At 59.5% G+C, this 14,877-nt stretch carries 14 protein-coding genes; 7 read left to right on the forward strand and 7 right to left on the reverse strand.

The window, feature by feature from the left end:
* Nucleotides 1-105 precede the first annotated feature (105 nt).
* The 6 genes from ACUNV4_RS25045 to ACUNV4_RS25070 all read right to left on the reverse strand — a co-directional run bounded on the left by ACUNV4_RS25045 (nt 106) and on the right by ACUNV4_RS25070 (nt 5,812).
* A complete protein-coding gene (locus ACUNV4_RS25045; protein WP_430881386.1) occupies nt 106-624 on the reverse strand; it encodes a hypothetical protein in 519 nt (172 codons plus the stop codon).
* Between the two features lie 156 nt (nt 625-780).
* Nucleotides 781-1,560 carry a glucosamine-6-phosphate deaminase gene (gene nagB / locus ACUNV4_RS25050; protein WP_430881387.1) on the reverse strand — a complete coding sequence of 260 codons (780 nt, stop codon included), beginning with the start codon at nt 1,558-1,560 and terminating at the stop codon, nt 781-783.
* Nucleotides 1,560-2,606, reverse strand: coding sequence for an ABC transporter ATP-binding protein (locus ACUNV4_RS25055; protein ID WP_430881388.1), 1,047 nt, complete (start codon nt 2,604-2,606; stop codon nt 1,560-1,562). The genes nagB and ACUNV4_RS25055 overlap by 1 nt, the downstream gene beginning before the upstream one ends.
* Nucleotides 2,606-3,445, reverse strand: a complete 840-nt coding sequence (locus tag ACUNV4_RS25060) for a carbohydrate ABC transporter permease (protein ID WP_430881389.1) — start codon at nt 3,443-3,445, stop codon at nt 2,606-2,608. Before ACUNV4_RS25060 ends, ACUNV4_RS25055 begins: the two co-directional genes overlap by 1 nt.
* Entirely contained in the window at nt 3,442-4,386 is a 945-nt protein-coding gene (locus tag ACUNV4_RS25065; RefSeq protein WP_430881390.1) for a carbohydrate ABC transporter permease, read from the reverse strand. The genes ACUNV4_RS25060 and ACUNV4_RS25065 overlap by 4 nt, the downstream gene beginning before the upstream one ends.
* 175 nt (nt 4,387-4,561) lie before the next feature.
* The gene (locus tag ACUNV4_RS25070; protein ID WP_430881391.1) at nt 4,562-5,812 is read right to left on the reverse strand and encodes an ABC transporter substrate-binding protein; all 1,251 of its coding nucleotides are present in this window, start codon (nt 5,810-5,812) and stop codon (nt 4,562-4,564) included.
* A 190-nt stretch (nt 5,813-6,002) separates the two neighbouring features.
* Between ACUNV4_RS25070 and ACUNV4_RS25075 the strand changes: the two genes are divergently transcribed.
* From ACUNV4_RS25075 to ACUNV4_RS25085, 3 genes are read left to right on the forward strand one after another with little or no spacing between them, the layout of a single operon-like run.
* Nucleotides 6,003-6,872, forward strand: a complete 870-nt coding sequence (locus ACUNV4_RS25075; RefSeq protein WP_430881392.1) for a BadF/BadG/BcrA/BcrD ATPase family protein — start codon at nt 6,003-6,005, stop codon at nt 6,870-6,872.
* Nucleotides 6,869-8,002 carry an N-acetylglucosamine-6-phosphate deacetylase gene (locus tag ACUNV4_RS25080; protein ID WP_430881393.1) on the forward strand — a complete coding sequence of 378 codons (1,134 nt, stop codon included), beginning with the start codon at nt 6,869-6,871 and terminating at the stop codon, nt 8,000-8,002. The genes ACUNV4_RS25075 and ACUNV4_RS25080 overlap by 4 nt, the downstream gene beginning before the upstream one ends.
* A complete protein-coding gene (locus ACUNV4_RS25085) occupies nt 7,999-8,895 on the forward strand; it encodes an N-acetylmuramic acid 6-phosphate etherase (RefSeq protein ID WP_430881394.1) in 897 nt (298 codons plus the stop codon). Before ACUNV4_RS25080 ends, ACUNV4_RS25085 begins: the two co-directional genes overlap by 4 nt.
* A gap of 113 nt (nt 8,896-9,008) precedes the next feature.
* Here ACUNV4_RS25085 and ACUNV4_RS25090 read toward each other — a convergent pair whose 3' ends face one another.
* The gene (locus ACUNV4_RS25090) at nt 9,009-10,235 is read right to left on the reverse strand and encodes a DUF937 domain-containing protein (RefSeq protein WP_430881395.1); all 1,227 of its coding nucleotides are present in this window, start codon (nt 10,233-10,235) and stop codon (nt 9,009-9,011) included.
* A gap of 333 nt (nt 10,236-10,568) precedes the next feature.
* Between ACUNV4_RS25090 and ACUNV4_RS25095 the strand changes: the two genes are divergently transcribed.
* The 4 genes from ACUNV4_RS25095 to ACUNV4_RS25110 all read left to right on the forward strand — a co-directional run bounded on the left by ACUNV4_RS25095 (nt 10,569) and on the right by ACUNV4_RS25110 (nt 14,855).
* Entirely contained in the window at nt 10,569-10,991 is a 423-nt protein-coding gene (locus tag ACUNV4_RS25095; RefSeq protein ID WP_430881396.1) for a hypothetical protein, read from the forward strand.
* The gene (locus tag ACUNV4_RS25100) at nt 10,988-11,404 is read left to right on the forward strand and encodes a response regulator (protein ID WP_430881397.1); all 417 of its coding nucleotides are present in this window, start codon (nt 10,988-10,990) and stop codon (nt 11,402-11,404) included. The genes ACUNV4_RS25095 and ACUNV4_RS25100 overlap by 4 nt, the downstream gene beginning before the upstream one ends.
* A gap of 230 nt (nt 11,405-11,634) precedes the next feature.
* A complete protein-coding gene (locus ACUNV4_RS25105; RefSeq protein ID WP_430881398.1) occupies nt 11,635-14,400 on the forward strand; it encodes a chemotaxis protein CheW in 2,766 nt (921 codons plus the stop codon).
* Nucleotides 14,397-14,855, forward strand: coding sequence for a chemotaxis protein CheW (locus tag ACUNV4_RS25110; protein WP_430881399.1), 459 nt, complete (start codon nt 14,397-14,399; stop codon nt 14,853-14,855). Before ACUNV4_RS25105 ends, ACUNV4_RS25110 begins: the two co-directional genes overlap by 4 nt.
* Nucleotides 14,856-14,877: the final 22 nt, after the last annotated feature.

The raw sequence follows: 14,877 nt of genomic DNA on the forward strand, positions 1-14,877 counted from the left end.
TGTCGCTGCTTCAGTGCTTGTCGGGCACTCGGCAAAGTCATCCTGGTATGGAATCCGGTGTCCAGCCGCATACGTCATGCATCCGTTCCACCATCGGTGCGGCGATCAGCAGTCTGCCCCCAGATCCGACAGGCGGGCAACACCCAGCTGTTCTGCGGTGACACTGATTCGATCCTGTGTGCTGCCATCGGCGTCCAGATCGAAATCATCATTGAACTCGATGGTCAGGGTCGTGCCCGAGAGAAACAGCTCGGCGTCAGCGAACTGGAAGATGTCATCGAGAAAGATGCGGTCGCTGAAATCATCCTTGCGCACAATGCCCTCGGTGGGGCGACTCGGAAAACAGTTGTCGAGATCATCGAAGTCGTGGAACAGCGCCTCGGACGTACCCTCGGATCCCGGTGTATCGATCGTCAGAAAGGCTTCATCCGTATCCATGCCGTCGAGTGTGCTCCAGTCGTCCTGAAGATCGTAGATGCCCGTGAACGGCGCCAGCAGTTCGATCGCTTCCAGATTGTCGTCGAGATCATCACCTGCGGCACCACCGGTGGAACTGTCACAGGCTGTCAGTAGAACCAGACTGGCAAGCGTGGAAAGGGTCAGAGTCGAAGCCTTGAATTGCATGGTGTGTGTCCGTGTTGTCTGTCGGATGATCAGGCAGGCGGCACAGGGCCGTAGTGTCTGTGCGGGATGAACGCTGCATTAGCGATGTGGATACCACAGCATACGCAGAGTGTCATTAACCCCAGCTGAACGATGCAGCGTCGTGATGATCTGCCCTCAGGGTCGAAAATCTGCCCATTCGGGTTCATTGTCGAATACGAAATCGTAGTACTCGCGTCCTTGCAATCCAGAGGCCGCATCGTCATCGACGATAACCTTGCAGTTGGGGTGCAGTTGCAGGGCGGAGGCGCTGACCATCGAGGTAATGGGGCCTTCCACCGCCTGGGCGATGATGGCCGCCTTGGCCTTGCCGGTGGCCAGCAGAATGATTTCACGCGCATCCAGTATGGTTCCAACACCCATCGTGAGGGCACGGCTGGGGACACGCTCGGCGTCTCCGCCGAACATGCCGGCGTTCTGCCGACGCGTGGTCGGTGTCAGGCATTTGTCCCGAGTACGCGACATGATGGCTGACAGGGGCTCGTTGAATCCGATATGTCCGGCTTCACCGATGCCCAGCAGCTGCACATCGATCCCACCTGCAGCCTGAATCGCCTGTTCGTAGTCGCTTGCGGCCTGTTTCAGGTCGCTGGCACTGCCATCGGGTACATGGGTATTCCGCAGATCGATGTCGGTCTTCGAAAAGAGATGTTGCTGCATGTAATGCCGATAGGATTGCGGGTCATCGGCAGTCAGGCCGACGTATTCATCCAGATTGAACGTGGAGCATTGCCGGAAGGAGAGTGGCTGCCGGGCCAGGCTCTCGTACAACTGCTCCATGGTGCGACCGGTGGCAAGCCCCAGCACGCAATCCGGTTGACTGCGGATGCGTTGTGACAGCAGACTGGACACCAGTTCGACGGCTGCGCTGGCATCGGGGCGTATGATGATTTCCATCAGGAAGCGATGCGCAGGCCGTCCCGGTCGAAGACATGACACTTGTCTGTTGCAATCCCCAGTTGACAGGTGTCACCCGGACGGAACTGGTGTTCGCCATCGAGCTTGGCAACCAGGGTCTGCCCATCGGCGAGACTCAGATGCACGAAAGCTTCGCCACCGAGGTGTTCGAACACCTGAACGCTACCCTGGAAAGGCCCCTGTTCATCCACCTGCAGATGTTCGGGGCGGACACCGAGCGTCATGGGCCCATCCGGATGCGCGCTGTGGCAGACATTCCGACCATTCAGGGTGACCTGGCCGCCCGTGCATTGGGCATCGAGAAAATTCATGGCTGGAGATCCGATGAAGCCCGCCACGAAGCGATTGCTCGGGGTTCGATAGAGTTCCAGGGGAGTGCCGATCTGTTCGACCTTGCCGGCTCGGAACACGACGATGCGATCTGCCAGAGTCATGGCTTCCACCTGATCGTGGGTGACGTAGATCATCGTGTTCTTCAGTCGCTGATGCAGTTTCAGGATCTCGACTCGCATGTGGACCCGCAGCGCCGCATCCAGATTCGACAGGGGTTCGTCGAACAGGAAGACCTTGGGCTCACGCACGATGGCACGCCCGATGGCGACTCGCTGACGTTGTCCACCGGAGAGTTCGCGTGGCTTGCGACTCATCAGCTCCTGCAGTCCCAGAATGTCGGCGGCAATGTTCACCCGGCGATCGATCTCGCTTTTCTCGACCTTGTCGTGCTTGAGCGAGAAACCCAGGTTGCCGCGCACATCCTTGTGCGGATAGAGCGCATACGATTGGAATACCATGGCAATGCCACGGTTGGAAGGCGGTTGATAATCGACCCGCTGACCGTCGATATGGATCTCGCCGCTGCTGAGTGTCTCCAGGCCTGCAATCATGCGCAGCAGCGTGGATTTGCCGCAGCCACTGGGGCCGACAAAGACCACCAGTTCGCCGTCAGCCACTGACAGGTTCATGTCGTGAATGACCTGAGTGGCGCCGAAGAATTTCTCGACGCCCTTGAGTTCAAGCGTAGCCATCAGCCTTTGACTGCTCCAGAGGTAATGCCGCGAATCAGCTGGCGAGAAAAGATCACATACATGATGAGAACCGGCAGGATGGCCACTGACAGGGCCGCCAGTACCGACCCCCATTGAACCGTGTACTGCCCGATGAACTGCTGTACGCCAAGGGTGACGGTACGCGTCTCCTCGCCGGGCGAGAGAATGAGCGGGAACCACAGATCGTTCCAGATGGGGATCATGGAGAACACGGCAACGGTGGCAATGACCGGGCGAACCAGCGGAATCACCACTTCGAAGAAGATGCGGTATTCGGACAGGCCATCGATGCGCGCGCTGTCCTTGATTTCACGTGAGACCGAGCGCAGGAACTCGGTGAAGATGAAGATGGCGATGGGCAGGCCCTGTGCGGTGTACACGAGTATCAGGGCAGTCAGGGTATTGGCCAGGCCCAGGTCCACGATCAGATTCAACAATGCAACCGTGCCCAATCGTATCGGCACCATGATGCCCAGTATCAGATAGATGCCGATGAAGGTATTGCCCTTGAAGCGGTATTCGGACACTGCATGCGCCGCCATGGCACCGAACAGCAGGATGAAGAACAGCGACACGCAGGTAACGATCAGGCTGTTGCCGAAGAACATCGGGAAGTCGCTGTTCGTCATGACGCTCTGATACCCCTTGAGCGAGAGTGCCTTGCCCGTGGGCAGACCCAGCGGGTCTCCGAATATGGCCTTGCGCGTCTTGAAGCTGTTGACCACGATCAGGGCCAGCGGGAACAGCGCCAGCAGTGTCCAGCTCAGCAGGATGGCATGAATGCCGACGCTGCCGAGTCGATCCTGTATGCGTCTCATGAGTCGTACCGTTGCAGTCTGCGCTGCACGCCGAACAGATAGCAGCCTACACCCACCAGTATGATGAAGAACAGCGCCGAGGCCACCGTGGCTCCCATGTATTCATCACCCAGTTGCGCCTGAAAGCCGAAGAAGCTGCGGAACAGGAAGGTGCCCATGACATCGGTAGAGAAGTTGGGACCAGCCATGCCGCCCTGCAGTGAGTAGATGATATCGAAGCTGGCAGTGAAGTTGCCGATGTAGGTGAGTATCGCCACCAGCCCGAGCGTTGGCAGAATCAGTGGCAGTTTCACCTTCCAGAAGATCCACCAGCCATTGAGACCATCAATGCGTGCCGCTTCGATGGTCTCTTCCGGTACATTGAGCAGCGCGGCATAGAACAGCATCAGCGGAATGCCGACGTACTGCCAGATGGAAATCAGGGTGACCGTGACCAGTGCACTGCTTTCGAGGCCCAGCCAGGGGCGGAACAGATGGCCGATGCCGAGCGCCTTCATGGCATCGGGCGTCACGCCCCACAGCGGCGAGAGAATCAGTTGCCAGATGAATCCGACCACGACCACCGACAGCAGGGTGGGCAGGAAGAAGATGGTGCGATAGGTGGCAGCCCCCTTGAGCGTGGGAACGCTCAGCAGGGCGGCCAGGGCCAGGGCGATGGGGTTCTGGATCAGCATGTGCAGCAGGAACAGCAGCACGTTGTTCTTGAAGGCGTTCCAGAACTGATCGGCCCAGTAGGGTTCGCCAATCAACTTCGCATAGTTGGCAAGGCCGACGAACACGGGTTGGTTCTCCTGCGCGCTGTACAGCGACAGTCGCAGGGATTCGAAGATGGGGTAGATGGCGAAGACGGTGTAGATCAGTGTCGCCGGTGCCAGAAATACTAGGATGTACCAACGTCGGCCGGCGCGTGGTGGTCTCGTCGTGGAAGCTGGTTCAGTCACGCGACAGTCGATCCACCGGTGTAACGGAGGGTCTGGCCGGGTGCGCGCTTGATGGTTCGAAAGCGTTGCTGATGCATATCAGTCGGAAGTAGACGATGAACAGGGAACGGGTGGATGCCGGCAAGATGCAAGTCCGGCGTCTGCGCATACCGCCACGCAGACGCCGGGGCCTGGTTTATGGCTGGTACCAGCTGTCGACGTTGGCCTGCGCATCGGCCGCCGCTTCATCGGCACTCATGCTGCCGTTGATCACATTGGCTGTCAGTGTCCACAGATGATTGCCCAGCGCAGGCTCTCCCCGAGACAGGATCTGGTGCGCTACCCGGATGGTGGCTTCGCACTCACCACGCATGGCGATGAATTCCTTGGCCAGTTCGTTCTCCACCGTGATGTCATGATTGGCCAGGGAGAAGAAGCCGGGTGCCGCATTGGTCAGCAGACCGGCAAACTCGGCTGATGTGGTCCACTCGAGGAAGGCCAGCGCAGCATCCTTGTTCTTGGTGGCGGCGTTCATGCCGATACCGATATCGGTATGGTCACTGATGTAGCAGCTGCTGTCGGCATCCCTGGCTGGCGGTGCGAATGCGCCGATCTCGAAATCGGCATTTTCCTGAAAGCCCGTGATTTCCCAGGAACCGGTGGGATAGATGGCAGCACGCCCCAGGGTGAAGAGATTCTGGCTGTCGGTATAGGACTGCGCCTGGTAACCGTTACCCAGATACGGCACCCATTTTTCCATCTGACGGAAGCCTTCGACAAAGGCATCATCCGTGAATTTCGCCTCGCCACCGAGCAGCGCCAGCCGGCCTTCCTCGCCGTTCCAGTAGGTGGGACCGACATTGGTATAGCCCATGGTGGCCGCTTCCCACTGGTCCTTGGTACCCATGGCCATGGGGATGTAGCTGCCATCTTCCTTGATCGCGTCGAGCACGGCATAGAAATCGGCTTCGGTGGCCGGTACTTCCAGGCCGAGTTCGGCGAAGGCATCCTTGTTGTACATGAAGCCATGGATGACCGAGGCCATGGGGACGCAGAAGGTGGCATCACCGGCATCGGTGGACCAGGCACCCTTGGCCACATCGGAGAAGTTCTCGAGTCCTGGCAGGTCCTTGATATCGCTCAGATTACCGGCATCGTACATGGCCAGAGCATTGTCGAAGGGCCGGCAGGTGATGATGTCGCCGGCGGTGCCGCCAGCCAGACGCGCATTCAGGGCGGCGTTGTATTCGGTCGCAGTGGTGGGCTTGAACTGCACATCGATATCCGGATGCTCGGCTTCGAAGGCGGGCAGGATCAGATCGTCCCAGATGGCCTGATCCTCGGCGCGCCAGCTTTCGATGGTAATGATCGTCTTGTCGGCCAGTGCAATACCGGACAGGCAAAGGCCGACGGCCAGTGCGACAGTTCTTGGCAGGAATCCACGCATGGATCTTTCCTCTGTGTGATTGAATGTTCGGGTAGTTGGATACTATCGCCTTTGGGTTGCGGCGTAAAATGCAACTTCCCGGCGGATGGGGCAGCTCTGCGAGACGAACGCTTGCAACAGGTGTGTATCGTGTGTATCCCTGCCTCATCCGGCTATTCTTCACGCTCGAGAAAAAGGCAGGACTGATGGCATGGCAGTAATCGTGGCGGTGGACGGAGGCGGCAGTCGTTGTCGGTTGGCGGCTTTTGACGAATCCGGTATGCCGCTGGCCAGAGTGATCGTGGACGGGCATGCGAGTCTGTCGCGCGGCGCCGAGGAGGCCTGGAAGAACATCGACTCGGGCCTGGTGCAGTTGCGAAGGCAGTTGCATCGCTCGCCGGGCTGGCTGCCGGATCGACTGATGATGGGGCTGGCAGGCTCACTGCAGGAAACCCGGCGCCGGGTTTTTCTGGCACAGCTGCCCGAAGCTCTGGCGCACACTCTGGTCACCGATGGTCATGCCCAGTTGCTGGGGGCCAGTGCCGGCAAGCCCGGCATCTGTCTGGCGATCGGTACCGGCAGTGTGCTGCACTGGCTGGATGAGAAAGGTCAGAGCGGTATGGTGGGTGGCTGGGGTTTTCCGGTGGGCGATGAAGGCTCCGGTGCCTGGCTGGGCATGCGTCTGGTGCAGCTGTATCTATGGCACGTCGATGGGCGGCACCACAGTGGCAGTCTGATCGAGGCATTGACTGCGCGTCTGGGGACGCGTGTTTCCGAGATTCAGCAGTGGAGTACGCAGACGCAGTCGGGGGTACTGGCGCAACTGGCACCGCTGGTGTTCGAACATGCGGCAAACGGCGACCCCCTGGCTCTGTCCCTTCTGGATGATGGTGTGGCTCATGCCCTGGCCCTGCTGGAGTTGGCCCCGGACCAGCTGCCTGTCCATGTGGTGGGGGGCATCGGTGAGCGAATGCAGGATCGACTGGGAGCGTATATTGGTGATCGATTGCACCCTGCCCGAGGCGATGCCCTGCAGGGGCTGTGGCAACTCTGGGCCGATTCCTGCGGAGAGGCGCCATGACACGACAGGAAACCCGCGGGCGCTGGCTCTGCCGGGAAGGCTGGTTCAACGGTGTCTGTACGCACGACGCCATCGTGCATGCCCTGTGCGAAGATGAAGTATCGGCCAATGAACCCTTGTTCATTCCGGCGCCGCTGGATCTGCATGTACATGGTGGAGGTGGGGCTGACGTGATGCAGGGTGATGCTGCCTTGCGCAAGGTCCTGCAAACCCATGCGGCCCATGGCACGGCCGGCATGCTGGCTACCTCGGTCACTGCACCCTTCGAGGCCATCGAGGATTTCCTGGCCAGTGTCGGACGTGTCAGCCGCGAGATCGACGCGCAAGACTCACCCGACTCGGCCGGTGGCAAGTCGGCTGCGCATTTGCTGGGTGTGCATCTGGAAGGGCCGTTCATCAGTCCCGGCAAGCTCGGGGCGCAGCCGGATTTTCCGGCCCCGCTGGATTTGCAGCGACTGGAATCCTGGTTCAAGACCGGTCTGGTCCGGGTCATCACCTATGCTCCGGAGCTGGATGAAGACGGGGCGGTGCCGCTGTTGTGCAAGCGTTATGGCGTACGCGCCCAGATTGGTCATACGTTGTGCAGCTGGGCGAGCGCTGCTGCCGCACTGCTGCAAGGTGTCGGGGTGACGCACTTGTATAATGCAATGAGTCCGGTACTGCATCGCGACGGCGGAGCGGCGGTGGCAGCCTTGGCCTATGCCTCCCATGCCGAGATCATCACTGACGGTATTCATGTCGACAAGGCCGCCTTCGATGCAGCGCGTCGGTCCATCGATGGCCTGTACAGCATCACCGATGCCACCGCTGCTGCGGGCATGCCCGATGGTCAGTATCAACTGGGTTCATTGTCCATCGACAAGGTCGGACATCGCGTCGTTCTGCCCGATGGCACGCTGGCCGGCAGCTGTCTGACGCAGCAGCGTTCCATGCAGGTATTGCGCGGTTGGGGGCTGAGCTGGGAACAGATTGCGCAGCTGAGCAGCAGGGTGCCGGCGCAATGGCTGCAGCGAGACGACTACGGCTGTATTGCACCGGGTGCTCGAGCCTGCTGGCTGGAAATCAACAACGATGAGCCGGAAGCACTCTGGCTCGACGGAATACGACAGACACTGGATACATTGCCATGACACTGATGCCAACCGAAAGTATCGATGAGACGCTCAAGGATCTGGATCTGAAGGCCAATAGTGAGATTCTGGACGTCCTGCTCGACAGTCAGATGCGAGCGGTCGAGGCCGTCAGACAGGCGCGGGATTCACTGGATAGTGCGGTAACCGCCGCCGCCGAGCGACTGGCCGGGGCTGGGGGGCGACTCATTCTGGCAGGCGCGGGTGCCTCCGGACGACTGGCGGTGCAGGATGGCGCGGAAATGTGGCCGACCTACGGCTGGCCGCATGAGCGGCTGCTGTTGTGCATGGCCGGCGGTTCCGAGGCATTGCTGTCGAGTATCGAAGGGGTGGAAGATGATGCGGAAGCCGCCAGCCGCGATGTGGCAGAGGCCGCTGTCAATGACAGTGATGTGGTCATTGCACTGGCCGCCAGTGGGCAATCACCCTGGACCTGTGCCTGGCTGGAAAGTGCGCGAGAGCGTGGTGCGCTGACGATCGGCATGTCGAACAATCCGGATACCCGGCTGTTGCGTGCAGCCGAGTGCCCCGTCTGGCTCGACAGTGGCGCAGAAGTGCTGGCAGGTTCTACCCGGATGGCTGCCGGGACGGCGCAGAAGATCGCGTTGAACCTGTTCAGTACAACGCTGATGATTCGGCTCAATCGCACTTACGGCAATCTGATGGTGGATATGGCCGCCGTGAATCGCAAACTGGATCAACGACGTATTCGCCTGTTGCAGGGCGTGTTGCCACAGATCGCCGAAGAGCCGGCTGCTGCCGCAGTGGCGGCGGCCGATGGCTGGGTGAAACTGGCTGCCCTGATCGCATTGGGTGACAGTGCCGACCAGGGTCGTCGTCGACTGGAGCAGCACAAGGGCTCCTTGCGGGCGGCCATGAAAGAGCTGCAGTGATGGACCGGGCCGAGGCTGTTGGCAGGGCCGGACCGGGAAAACGGTAGCGCTGCACGGCCAGCTGATCGGCACTGTCGTTGTCGCAGCGTCCGGGGAGCTTGCCGATGCGCTACTCAGTCGGTCAGCTCCTGCAGGGTTTCCAGCATGGGACCCAGTACGGGTTGCACCAGCTCGGCCACTCCCGGAATGGCGGTAACCCTGTCGATCAGTGGTTTCAGGACCGTGATGCCGTTGCTCACGATGGCATTGACAGGACCATCGGCAGCCGCTGGCAGGTCCGATATGGCCGGTTGCAGCTCGTCCAGCCGGTCACTGGCTGCCTCGATGTTCTCGACCGCCGTTCTGGCGGATTCGATATCACTGATACCGGCCAGTGCCTGGCTTGTCGAGCCGAACACCGCTTCCAGTCTGTTTGTCAGGCTGGCCAGGTCCACGCCTTCGGGCATGCTGGCCTGCGCTGCCTGGACCGCCTCGGCGAACAGAGAATCGGCGTTCTGTACCGTGTCGGCCAGTGTGGCCTGCGCCGGTGTCTGGACCGTGGCTACCGGCTTGCCGGTTGCCCGGGGCGCGGCATCGTGTGTCTGGTCGAGGGGTATGGACACAGAGTCACCCTGCTCACCCCGGTATTGCATCCAGAAAAAAGCCGGAATCGCCACCACGACCAGCGGTAGCAGCCATTTCAGGACGCCACCGCCCGAGCGAGTGATGCCCGAATCGGGAGTAATCTGCCGAGGCGTCAGAGGGGCTGTTTCGTTCGATGTGGACATGGTCCCCAGGACGGGCTCGGTCGAAATGCTGTCGAAGAATCCGGCAGTCTGCAACTGGTCGGCAAGGCCGCGTGGCATGGCAGCGCCGATGTTGCTGCGCTGCGCTCTGAACATGCGGATCAGAGCATTGCTGCGCATGCCATCGTCGAGAATCTTCCTCTTGATGACGCCAATGATGAGCGGTGTCAGCATGCCGAGCAATGTACTGCTGTTGCCTCGACTGACTCCGGCGTAAGTGGCGATGACTGCGGCCAGTTGGCCTTGTGCGTTGCTGCCCAGGAGGCAGGACAGGGTGGAATTGCCCCGGGTGGCGACGGCGCTGGACTGGTTGCTGTCCAGCAGAGTGCAGAGGTTCTGCAGAACATCATCGTTCTGGCTGCGGGCTGCCTCGAGCAAGGCGCTTGCCCCGGCCGGCTGACTGCAGGCGTTCATCAGTCCGCTCAGCAGCCCGGGCAGCGCAGCGGACAGTGCCTCTCTGGTCTGGCTGTCTTGTGTGTCGAGAATACCGCCGATGATGCCGAGCAACCGATCACTGATCTGATCCCTGGTCAGGTCGATCAGGTTGAATGACATAAGTTTTCTCCCGAGTTACTACAGCAATGGGTGCAAGGCGAGATTCCCGATGGGCCGGAGTGCACCGATGTTCCGGATGATACCCAGCGTCCATCGTCTCGGTGCATGCCGTGTGGTCGGGGCCTGATTGTTTACAACAATGTCACAATTCCCGCCCGGTGAGGCTGTACGCGCAATACCGGCGGGATTCCTGTCACTGAACACCGCATGCAAGGCCCCTGATGGGTGTCGTCGCTTCAAGAGTCGGCCAGCGCGGTCGATATCTTCATCAGGCATGTGTAACAGGTGTCATCGGCCCGGTAGTTGCAGGAGCTGAAAGGCATTTGCGTATCCATGCTCACGAAATTCGTCAACCAACAGGCCGATGAGATGAAGATCGACAGTGTTGTGCCCACTGATGATTTGCAGCAGTCACACGGCGATTCCGATACCGTGACGCCGGACCATGCCGGTGAGACTGTTGCCAGCGACAAGGGGATGTCGTCACATGATCTGCGGGCATCTCTGGCCATCGTCAATGGGTTCAGTGCGGCACTGGGCGCCAGTTTTCAGGATCTGACTGACCAGTACCAGGAAATTCTGGAGTCCAATGATGTTGCCCTTATCGCTGAATCCGCGGATCGGCTCATGATGCTGGATGCAGATTGTCGATTCTGCCTGTCACGGCTGCACACGTCGATAGACAAGCTCAAGGAGCGTCTGGAGAGGGAGCGCCTGATCAGCGGACCGGGTCGAGCAGAGGATACGAATCGATGAGTGCCGCTCTGGCGGCTTCCACGGGAACCAGACGTCCACTCAATGAACTGGTCATGGTGGATGACGATGCACTCACGGTCGAGATCGTTTCATGGATCATCAGCAAGGGTCATTTCCAGTCACGCCTGTTCACACAGGCCGATGAAGCCCTGGCGTACCTGAAGACAAGCACGCCCCGCTTGCTGATCGTGGACTACTACATGCCCGAGATGACGGGGCTGGATTTCATCAGTGAGTTGCACGACAACTCGGATCTGACGCAGACCCAGGTCTATCTGTGCTCTGCCGTTCGTCCACCGCAGGGCTCCGGAGAACTGTTCGAGGCCATGAATGTCGATCTTCTGGAAAAGCAGCATATCTGCGATCGCCTGAAGCTGACAGAACTGCTTGACCGGCACCTGCAGGTTCCCTGACGGCCCTGCAGAGTCACTGTATGGTGCCTGGTCACTGACGGTCGGGAGCCGGATCGATAGGCCGCTTCCGTGTAAGAGAGTACCGGGTCAACGGTGCGAGCCGTAGGTCTGCACCGCCTCTCAGCTAACGTCAGCCAGGTCGGGAATGGTTCAGTCGACAGCGCTTGAGTCGATAGCAGTCTAGTTGCTGCAGTTTCAGGCTCCATGAGCAAAGCCAGAGAACCCGTACCATGCCTGATGTACTACTAGACTTCCTGTCCAAGAGCAATGATGGTCTGAATCAGCTGGATTCCGAACTTGCTTCCCTGCTGGACAGTCCACAGGACACGCAGGCGCTGATTCACATCATGTCGATGCTTCATTCCCTCAAGGCCGAGGCGGGCCTGATGGAATTTTCCGGTATCGAGACACTGGCACATGCCGGGGAGTCGGTGTTGCATGGCTTGCTGACACATGTCGAAGCTGTCAATGACGACACCATCAATCTGCTGGTGGAGCTGGCGGATGGACTGCGCGCTCTGGTGGAGCGTATCACTGCCACCGGTTCGGAAGAAGTGCGCTTCGATGGGTTGATCGAACGATTGAAGAGCAAGGCCTATATCCTGACCGAAGCCCCGGCAGCAGGTCCGACGGTACCGGCAACGCCTGCTGTCATTGCCGAGCAGACGCCCGTGGTCGAGGAAGAACTGGCTGAAGATCCGGTGGTCATGGAGCTGGACGATGAGATGAAGGAGGTGCTTCGTGACTTTCTGCAGGAGAGCTACGAGAACCTGGATCGTGTCGACAGCGAGCTGATCGAGCTGGAAGAGCAACCTGACAACCGAGAGTTGCTGTCGTCGATTTTCCGGTCCATGCATACCATCAAGGGCACCTGCGGCTTTTTCGGTTTCGACAGGCTGGAGAAGGTCACGCACATTGGTGAAAATCTGCTGGTGAAACTGCGAGACGGTGAATTCAGCATGACCGAGGAGATAGCGACGGGTCTGCTCGCCATGGTGGATGCCGTGCGAGCGATGCTGTCGGAGATCTCCGACCATGGTCATGATGGGCGAAAACTGTATACGCAATTGATCGACCAGTTGACTGAACTGAAGGACCATGGCAAGACCCGGAGTGGCAGTGAGATACCGGCCACAGCACAGGCCGAGGGCAAGCCAACGCCGGTGAGTGAGCCACCTGCCGTCGAACCGGATCAGCGCACCGCAGAGTCTGCGGAAAGCGGCAGCTCTGCCGACAAGGCGGCGAATGTCGTCAGCACGCCAGTTGCGGCGGCGACCGACAAGCCTGCCGTCGGTCGCGAGGACAAGTCCACGGCCGGTATCGTCGAGGCGTCGATACGCGTGGATGTACCGGTACTCGACTCATTGATGAATCTGGTGGGTGAGCTGGTGCTGGCCCGCAACCAGATTGTCGAATACGTCGGCGCACATGAGAATACGCAGGTCGTGGCTGCAGCGCAGCGACTTAACCTGATCACCAGTGAGCTGCAGGAAGGCGTCATGCAGACCCGCATGCAACCCATACACAGTGTCTGGGCCAAATTGCCAAGGGTGGTACGTGATCTGTCGCGTGCCTGCGGCAAGCAGATACGGGTGGAGATGGAAGGCAAATCGACGGAACTGGATAAAAGTCTGATCGAGGCAATGAAGGACCCCATCACCCATCTTGTCAGAAACTCTGTCGATCATGGCATCGAAACCCCCGAACAGCGTCTCGCCGCCGGCAAGCCCGAGGAAGGTACGCTGTTGCTGCGCGCCTTTCACGAAGGGGGGCAAGTGCATATCGAGATCTCCGATGATGGCGGCGGCATCAACCCGCAGCGCATCAGCAAGAAGGCGATCGAGAACGGTGTGGTGACTGCCGAGCAGGCCGCTCGCATGTCGGATCAGGAAATCTGCAAGATGATCTTTCTGCCGGGGCTGTCCACGGCGGAGGCGGTCACCAACATCTCGGGTCGAGGTGTCGGCATGGATGTGGTCAAGACCAATATCGAGAAGATCAGCGGCGCCATCGATCTTGACACCGAGGTGGGTCGAGGCACGGTGTTCAAGATACGCGTGCCCCTGACTCTGGCCATCGTGCCTGCACTGATCGTATCCACGGGAGGGCAGCGATTTGCCATTCCCCAGGTCAATCTGATCGAACTCATCCGGATCGATGAAGAAGAACAGTCGCATGCCATCGAGTTCATCCACGGTTGCCCGGTGCATCGACTGCGAGGACAGTTGTTGCCCATCGTTTATCTGAACAAGGAGCTTCGACTCGACACACCACAGGAAGGCGCCTTGAATATCGTGGTATTGCAGGCCGAGAAATGTCGTTTCGGCCTGGTCGTCGATCAGATAAACGACACCCAGGAAATCGTGGTCAAGCCCCTGACCGAAGCGCTGAAGACGATCCCGGTGTTTGCCGGTGCCACCATCATGGGCGATGGTCGGGTGGCCCTGATACTGGATACCCTTGGCATCGGGCAGCGCGCACGTGTCATGAGTGACAGCCCTGATCGTACGGTCAGCCTGAATGTCAGCGGAATCGCCGAGAAGGTCGGCAAGAGTGAGACCCTGCTGCTTGTCAGTACCGCCAGTGATGGTCGTCTGGCGATCCCGCTGAATCGCGTTGCGCGACTCGAACAGTTCGAAGTGGAGCGCACCGAAACGGCGGGAAACAATGTGGTAGTGCAGTACCGTGGACAGATTCTTCCACTGGTGCAACTGTCGGATTTCCTGCACGAGCGTCGTGCCATGCATGCAGATCAGCCCGTGGAAGATGGCCTGTTGCAAGTGGTGGTGTTTGGCGAAGAAGGGCGTCAGATCGGCCTGATCGTCAAGGAGATCATAGACGTGGTGGATGAGGTACTGAACACCCGTGGCAAGGCCAGCCGCGATGGTGTGCTGGGCACGGCGGCGATCGACGGACAGGTTACCGAGTTGCTGGATGTGAGCTCCTTCATCAGCGCGACATCCGATCTGATCAGTGATCTGGAGGAAGCGGCATGAGCACATCGAAGCCTCAGACCTACTGTACATTCTATCTGGACCGATACTACTTCGGCATCGAGGTCGAACTGGTCCAGGAGATCATCCGCTTTCAGGAGATCACTCCGGTGGCACTGGCTCCCCATGTGGTCAAGGGACTGATCAATCTGCGGGGACAGATCGTCACAGCCGTGGATCTGCGAAGCCTGCTGGAGTTGCCTGACAGGCAGCCTGACGAGGTGCCGATGAACATCGTGGTCAAGACCCAGCTGGGTGCCTTCAGTCTGCTGGTGGATCGCATTGGTGATGTACTGGAATTGTCCGATGACAGCTTTGAAGCGCCTCCGGACAATCTGCAGGGCATGGCACGAGAACTCATTCAGCGTGCCTACAAGCTTGACGGATCCCTGCTGCTGACCATGGCGATCGAAAAAGTCGTCAGTGCAGATGTACTGAACAGGCGCCAGGCGGCCTGAACATGCCTCGGTCCACGAACAG

This window comes from Granulosicoccus sp. 3-233 (assembly GCF_052681095.1).

Bases quoted from the DNA above. Each gene is read 5' to 3' on its own strand.
- ACUNV4_RS25045 (WP_430881386.1), bottom strand. From the start codon at position 624: ATGCAATTCAAGGCTTCGACTCTGACCCTTTCCACGCTTGCCAGTCTG.
- nagB (WP_430881387.1), bottom strand. From the start codon at position 1,560: ATGGAAATCATCATACGCCCCGATGCCAGCGCAGCCGTCGAACTGGTG.
- ACUNV4_RS25055 (WP_430881388.1), bottom strand. From the start codon at position 2,606: ATGGCTACGCTTGAACTCAAGGGCGTCGAGAAATTCTTCGGCGCCACT.
- ACUNV4_RS25060 (WP_430881389.1), bottom strand. From the start codon at position 3,445: ATGAGACGCATACAGGATCGACTCGGCAGCGTCGGCATTCATGCCATC.
- ACUNV4_RS25070 (WP_430881391.1), bottom strand. From the start codon at position 5,812: ATGCGTGGATTCCTGCCAAGAACTGTCGCACTGGCCGTCGGCCTTTGC.
- ACUNV4_RS25075 (WP_430881392.1), top strand. From the start codon at position 6,003: ATGGCAGTAATCGTGGCGGTGGACGGAGGCGGCAGTCGTTGTCGGTTG.
- ACUNV4_RS25080 (WP_430881393.1), top strand. From the start codon at position 6,869: ATGACACGACAGGAAACCCGCGGGCGCTGGCTCTGCCGGGAAGGCTGG.
- ACUNV4_RS25085 (WP_430881394.1), top strand. From the start codon at position 7,999: ATGACACTGATGCCAACCGAAAGTATCGATGAGACGCTCAAGGATCTG.
- ACUNV4_RS25090 (WP_430881395.1), bottom strand. From the start codon at position 10,235: ATGTCATTCAACCTGATCGACCTGACCAGGGATCAGATCAGTGATCGG.
- ACUNV4_RS25095 (WP_430881396.1), top strand. From the start codon at position 10,569: ATGCTCACGAAATTCGTCAACCAACAGGCCGATGAGATGAAGATCGAC.
- ACUNV4_RS25100 (WP_430881397.1), top strand. From the start codon at position 10,988: ATGAGTGCCGCTCTGGCGGCTTCCACGGGAACCAGACGTCCACTCAAT.
- ACUNV4_RS25105 (WP_430881398.1), top strand. From the start codon at position 11,635: ATGCCTGATGTACTACTAGACTTCCTGTCCAAGAGCAATGATGGTCTG.
- ACUNV4_RS25110 (WP_430881399.1), top strand. From the start codon at position 14,397: ATGAGCACATCGAAGCCTCAGACCTACTGTACATTCTATCTGGACCGA.